The following is a 5,846-nucleotide window of genomic DNA, read 5'->3' as shown; positions in this document are numbered from 1 at the left end:
TCTCTTTGTTCCGACATGGATGCCAGGCCATTGCTCACATTGAGTCGTCAGCGGCGTTCGTCATTCGTAGGCCAGGTTCCACCTGGCGCTGGTTCTTGGCCAGCGGAGGTTGGGCTTGCGAGACGGGGGATTGGACGCCTCGCTTTGTTCCAAAGCATCGGCGAGGTCGCCAGGTGGAACCTGGCCTACGTTGGAAGAGGAGGTGCTAAGTTCCATCCGAGGCGTTCTTTTCGAGTCGTTCCTCGATGATGCTGACCAATTGCTTGGGGCTGAAGGGTTTGCTGACCAGCGACACCAACCCAGGACGGTCAACAATCCGGTCGGGGTCGATTTCGAATCCTTTGGCGGTGCAGAGGACAATCACCGAGATCGGTGCTTTCTCGACCACACGTCCGATCAGCTCGACTCCACTCAGGGCAGGCATTTCGTGGTCGGTGACCATCGCATCGAATTTTTCACTGGATTCAATGGCTTCCCACGCCAGTTGCCCATCCGCGACTGCGGTGACATCCATTCCAGCGCGGTCCAATGTGAATTGCAGCAAATGCCGTAGAACGGGATCATCTTCCGCGATCAGAACCCGTTTTTTCTGTGTAGCACTCATGTTTTTTTGCGATCAATCATGGGGGTGTGCCGGCCTTGCTTGTCTTGACGTTAAGTTCCGGCGATTTCTATACTTCGGGCTCACGGATTCGAATCCCTTCACCCCTGCGAACGTATGAACAGCGAGCGACGTCACCAGCTGAACGAGAATGAACTTGCCGGAGTCCTCGACAAGTTGAATCACTCGATTGAGCCTTACTCCAAGCCAATTGCCTTGGGTGTCGCAGCGTTCTTCGTTGCTATCTTGGGATATGGAGTCTATTCCAGCACACAATCGGACAACCGTAGCGACGCCACGTTGCAATTGATCGACGCGTCGATCACCGGTGACACGGAGAGTCTAGCAACCATTGCCGCTCAATACCCGGACACTTCCGCAGCGGCCTGGGCACGTCTCTACCAAGGCGGTCAGCAGATGGGGCTGGGATTCTCATCGTTGTACACCAGTCGGGATGAAGCCGAAACATTGCTCGACGACGCAGTCGATGCTTACAAGCAAGCGATGGAGCTCAGCAACGATGCCATGATCCAATCACGTGCTCATTACGGTCTTGCTCAAATCGCGGAAGCTCGAGGCAACATCGAAGAAGCCGTGGAAGAATACGAGGCCGCGATGGCGGTGGGCGAATCCGCCGCGATGATCGAGGAAGCCCAATCGCGAGTTGCCGCATTGTCGTCGCCTCAATCCCAGGAGTTTTTGGCCTGGTTCCAAGAGCAAGACTTCTCGCCGGCCGAGCCAAGCTTGCCACCATCGCTGCCAGGGGCTGGCGAACTTCCAGATCTTCCCGATTTGGATCTGCCACCATTGGACTTGCCTTTGGAAGACATGCCAGAGACTGCGGAAGCTGAGACCGAGGAAACTGAAGACGAGGAATCGAAAGCAGGCGATTCGGAGTCGGCAAGCGAAGAACCCGCGATGACCGAAGAACCCGCCTCGGAAGAGTCGGTTGCTGAGGAAGCGACGGAAGCGGAAGCCGCCTCGGAAGAATCTGCTGAGCCAGGCGAAGAGATGAAAGAAGAAGCTGCCACCGAGGAAACCGCGAAGGAAGAGGCTGCCGCAGAAGAAACGGTGACCGAGGACAAGCCCGCCGAAGAGGCTTCGGTTGAGGAAGCTGCAGCGGAAGAAGCCGCCGAGAAGGCTCCGGCGGTCGAAGAAGCACCCGCTGCCGATGAACCCGCCGCTTCCGACGAGTGATGCGCGAATTCGTCGTTCCTGAATCCGCTCATGGGTTTCGAATCGATTTGTTCTTGACCCAGTCCTGCGACGGATACAGCCGATCGCAAATTCGGGACGCGGTTCAGAACGACGGTGCGGAAGTCGATGGGCGGATCATTCGTCCGAGCTATAAAATCAAGGCTGGGCAGACGATCCGGTTCCGTGTGCCACCGCCCGCGTCTGACGACACGGTGCCCGAGAACATCCCTCTGGATATTCTCTACGAGGACGACGGTTTGGTCGTTATCAACAAACCCGCTGGGATGGTCGTGCACCCTGCGCGTGGTCACTGGTCGGGCACTTTGACCAGCGCGCTCGCGTTTCGGTTTCAGTCGCTGTCCGATGTCGGCGGACCAACCCGTCCGGGCATCGTGCATCGCCTTGATCGCGATACCAGCGGTGTGATTGTCGTTGCCAAGAACAACGCCGTGCACCTGAATCTGGCGGCGCAGTGGCACGATCGTCTGGTGCAAAAGGAATACACCGCGATCACTTCTGGTCGACTCGATCGAGACCGTGATTGGATTCACGCTTCGATCGGACGCCATCCGTACCAGCGTGACAAGCAAGCGATTCGTGAAGGCCATTCGACCAGCAAGTCCGCGTCAACGTTTTATGAAGTCGTCGAGCGGCACGGGCGAGTGACTCGAGTCGATGTGCGGCCCAAGACCGGACGGACACACCAAATTCGAGTTCACCTGGCGCACATCGGTTGCCCGATTCTTTGCGATCGGTTGTACGGTGGGCATTCGGAACTGAACCGTTCTCAAATTCGCCGAATGGCGGGCATGGAAGTTGCCACGCCTGGTGTGCAGCCGACTGCCGACGACGAACAAATTGTGCTGAGTCGTCAGGCGTTGCATGCGAAATCGTTGACGTTCACCAACCCGCAAACGGGAAAGGAAATGACGCTGACCGCGCCCATTCCTCCCGACATGCAAGCCGTTCTTGATCTGTTGTCTTCTGACTCTTCTCCCTGAAAATTTGTGGAATCTCGTCGCCATGGCTGAGCTCTTTTCGATCTCCGGTTTGTTCACGCTCGGGATGCTGGTGCTGCTGCAGGCGGTGTTGGGTTTCGACAACTTGCTATACATCTCCATCGAGAGCAAACGGGTTGCCGAGGACCAGCAGTCCAAGGTCCGGAAGGTCGGCATCGGGTTGGCCGTTGTCTTGCGGATCGTGCTGTTGTTCGTGGTCGTTCGGCTGATCGCGTTGCTGGAAGAGCCCTTCGTCGAATTCCACAATGGCTACATCGACGCAGCGATTTCGGGGCACAGCCTGATTGTTTTGTTTGGTGGTGCGTTCATCCTTTGGACCGCGCTCAAGGAGATCTATCACTTGCTCGCCGAGCCCGAACTGGGGCATTCGGAAGACACCGCCAAAGCCAGCGTGGGCAAGACGATTGGTTTGATCGTGATGATGAACTTGGTCTTCTCATTCGATTCGATTCTCAGTGCGATGGCTCTCACCAAGAGTTTCCTGATCATGGCAACGGCGATTGTGATCAGCGGTGCGATGATGATTTTCTTAGCCGATCGAGTGGCCGATTTTTTGAAAAAGAACCGCATGTACGAAGTGCTGGGCCTGTTTGTGTTGTTCATCGTCGGCGTGATGTTGGTCAGCGAAGGCGGCCACCTGGCTCATATCGCGCTGTTCGGTCACGAGGTGCATGCGATGGCCAAAAGCACGTTCTACTTTGTGTTGGCGATTTTGATTGTGGTCGATGTGGTGCAGGGGAAGTATCAAAAGAACTTGCTCGCTCGCCAGGAAGCCGCAAACGCTCATGCGGTAACCAAGGCGGAAGCTTAGAGAGGGTCCCATGTCTGCTTCCCCGCACCGACGGCCGGCACCCAAGCGGCGTCCTGTCACTGACTTGGAACCTGGCAAGGTCTCGCCTCCCAAAGCCCCAAAATTGGCGGCGAAACGAGCGAAGCAGATCCCGGTGCCAAAGGTGTCTTCGGACGCGGGGGCGAAGCCGTCCTCGCCGTCGTCAGCGCCGCCCGGAGTCGTTCCGCCGCGCGATCGAGACACCTTGTTCGCGCTCGCGGAATTTCTGCAGTCACGGCGGCCGGACCCCAAGCGAATTCCAGTCGTTCAGCGCGAGATTCACGCCGAGGTCTTGGGGCTGAGTCGAACGATCGACCAGCCCAATTTCAAACGCGTGGGGCGCGATGATTTGGTGCGTCTGATTCACTTGCTCGACGAAGCATTCTTCGAAGGCAGAGTGTTGCCGGTCGCGAAAGCCGAGGGCCTGGAGTTTGGGTTTTCGTCGCGGATGACCAGCGCGGCGGGCAAGCTTGTGACGCACTATCCCGGCGGCAACCGAAACGGGCCGCGGCGTTTCGAAATGATTCTCTCTTCCACATTGTTGTTTCAAACGTTCGAAGACGTGGACCGTCCCGTCACGGTCACGGGACGCAAGTGTCGTGATCGGTTGGAAGCGATGCAGCGTGTCGCGGAACATGAGATGACGCACCTGATTGAGATGCTGATTTGGAACGCAGGCAACTGCAATCAAAAGCGATTTCAATCCATCGCCCGCAGTTTCTTTGGCCACACCGATTACCAGCATGATTTGATCACTCAGCGCGAACGGGCGGCGACAAAGTTCAATATTCGTGTCGGTGATCAAGTCGCGTTTCGCGATGGAAGGCGACGAGTGATCGGACGCGTCAACCGGATCACACGCCGCGCAACGGTGCTGGTGAACGATCCCAAAGGAGAGCTGTTCAGCAACGGCGAACGTTATGTTCGGTATTATGTGCCTTTGGAAAAATTGAGTCTCGTTTCATCCAAGTAGAGGTCCCTGATGCCGTCCGTTCTCGCTGTTGCCGCGCACCCTGATGACATTGAGTTTTTGTTCGCTGGAACGATGGTGCTGCTTGGTCAACGCGGGTGGGACTTGCACTACATGAACGTGGCCGATGGTTCCCGCGGCAGCACCACGTTGGGGCCGAAGGAGTGCGCTGCGACCCGGTTGGAAGAAGCCCAGCGGGCAGCCAAGGTTCTCGGGGCGACGTTTTATCCGCCGATTTGTGCGGACATGGAAGTGGCTTACACGACCGAGAATGTTCAGAAAGTCGCAGCGGTGGTGCGTCAGTCCAAGGCCTCGATCGTGTTGACGCATTCGCCGATCGATTACATGGAAGATCACGAAAACGCATGCCGCTTGGCGGTCAGCGCAGCGTTTGCCCACGGGATGCCAAACCTCGAAAGCATTCCGCCAACTCCGGTGTACATGGATCCGGTGACCGTCTATCACGCCCAACCCGTTGGTTGTCGCCAGCCCACAGGTGAGCTTGTGACGCCGCACTTTTATGTCGACACCGGGGCTGTTATCGATCAAAAGGCCGACTCACTCGCGTGTCACGCCAGCCAGAAACAATGGTTGGACGAGAGCCAGGGCATGGACAGCTACATCGAAGCGATGCGAGATCTCTCGCGAATGGTGGGCGAGATGAGCGGGCGATATGAGCACGCCGAAGGTTGGCGTCGCCGCGAACATTGGGGCTTCTGCGGACCAAACGATGATCCGTTGCGAGCCGCGCTAGCTGACCAGATCGCCGAAGGAGCCAGGAACCGGTAGCTCGGTGGTCCCCCACCGAGTCGGGTGATGTTGTTACCAAGTGTGAATTGCAATTTGCAATTCTACCCCGTAGGCCATGTTGCACATGGCGTTCATGCCGATGCTTTGGAAGAAAGCGAGGCGTGATTTGGATGCCATCGCAAAAGCATCGCTCACCGGCGTGCAACCATTGCCAGGTGGAACCTGGCCTACGTGCTACGTGCACTGACCAGATCGCAGAAGGAGCCAGGAACCTGTAGCTCGGTGGTCCCCCACCGAGTCGCGTGATGTTGTTACCAAGTGTGAATTGCAAATTTGCAATTTCCCCCGTAGGCCATGTTGTGCATGGCGTTCGTACCGATGCTTTGGAAGAAAGCGAGGCGTGATTTGTACGCCATCGCAAGGGCATCGCTCACCGGCGTGCAACCATTGCCAGGTGGAACCTGGCCTACGTGCTACGTG

At 57.1% G+C, this 5,846-nt stretch carries 6 protein-coding genes and 1 pseudogene; 5 read left to right on the top strand and 2 right to left on the bottom strand.

The annotated features are described in order from the left end of the window. Positions 1-34: 34 nt before the first annotated feature. Both ACF8AM_RS11925 and ACF8AM_RS11920 read right to left on the bottom strand, forming a co-directional pair. A pseudogene (locus ACF8AM_RS11925) lies at positions 35-136 on the bottom strand (hypothetical protein); the annotation flags it as partial. Between the two features lie 69 nt (positions 137-205). Then, positions 206-604, bottom strand: a complete 399-nt coding sequence (locus tag ACF8AM_RS11920) for a response regulator (protein WP_392555846.1) — start codon at positions 602-604, stop codon at positions 206-208. Between the two features lie 114 nt (positions 605-718). On the opposite strand from ACF8AM_RS11920, the gene ACF8AM_RS11915 reads away from it, so the two are divergent. The 5 genes from ACF8AM_RS11915 to ACF8AM_RS11895 are packed head-to-tail and all read left to right on the top strand — an operon-like array spanning position 719 to position 5,405. Continuing rightward, the gene (locus tag ACF8AM_RS11915; RefSeq protein WP_392555845.1) at positions 719-1,798 is read left to right on the top strand and encodes a tetratricopeptide repeat protein; all 1,080 of its coding nucleotides are present in this window, start codon (positions 719-721) and stop codon (positions 1,796-1,798) included. Next, positions 1,798-2,799, top strand: a complete 1,002-nt coding sequence (locus ACF8AM_RS11910; protein WP_392555844.1) for an RluA family pseudouridine synthase — start codon at positions 1,798-1,800, stop codon at positions 2,797-2,799. The genes ACF8AM_RS11915 and ACF8AM_RS11910 overlap by 1 nt, the downstream gene beginning before the upstream one ends. Before the next feature lie 22 nt (positions 2,800-2,821). Continuing rightward, entirely contained in the window at positions 2,822-3,628 is an 807-nt protein-coding gene (locus ACF8AM_RS11905) for a TerC family protein (RefSeq protein WP_392555843.1), read from the top strand. Positions 3,629-3,638: 10 nt separating this feature from the next. Beyond that, entirely contained in the window at positions 3,639-4,619 is a 981-nt protein-coding gene (locus ACF8AM_RS11900; protein WP_392555842.1) for a hypothetical protein, read from the top strand. A gap of 9 nt (positions 4,620-4,628) precedes the next feature. Beyond that, positions 4,629-5,405, top strand: a complete 777-nt coding sequence (locus tag ACF8AM_RS11895) for a PIG-L deacetylase family protein (protein ID WP_392555841.1) — start codon at positions 4,629-4,631, stop codon at positions 5,403-5,405. Positions 5,406-5,846 lie beyond the last annotated feature (441 nt).

The sequence above is a fragment of the Rhodopirellula sp. JB055 genome (genome assembly GCF_043100905.1).
Classification (GTDB): domain Bacteria; phylum Planctomycetota; class Planctomycetia; order Pirellulales; family Pirellulaceae; genus Rhodopirellula.
The sequence above is the reverse complement of the archived record's forward strand: the minus strand, read 5'-3'. Positions and strand labels throughout refer to the sequence as shown.

Excerpts from the sequence above, each read along its gene's own strand:
- ACF8AM_RS11920 (WP_392555846.1), bottom strand. The coding sequence starts at position 604 with ATGAGTGCTACACAGAAAAAACGGGTTCTGATCGCGGAAGATGATCCC.
- ACF8AM_RS11915 (WP_392555845.1), top strand. The coding sequence starts at position 719 with ATGAACAGCGAGCGACGTCACCAGCTGAACGAGAATGAACTTGCCGGA.
- ACF8AM_RS11900 (WP_392555842.1), top strand. The coding sequence starts at position 3,639 with ATGTCTGCTTCCCCGCACCGACGGCCGGCACCCAAGCGGCGTCCTGTC.
- ACF8AM_RS11910 (WP_392555844.1), top strand. The coding sequence starts at position 1,798 with ATGCGCGAATTCGTCGTTCCTGAATCCGCTCATGGGTTTCGAATCGAT.
- ACF8AM_RS11905 (WP_392555843.1), top strand. The coding sequence starts at position 2,822 with ATGGCTGAGCTCTTTTCGATCTCCGGTTTGTTCACGCTCGGGATGCTG.
- ACF8AM_RS11895 (WP_392555841.1), top strand. The coding sequence starts at position 4,629 with ATGCCGTCCGTTCTCGCTGTTGCCGCGCACCCTGATGACATTGAGTTT.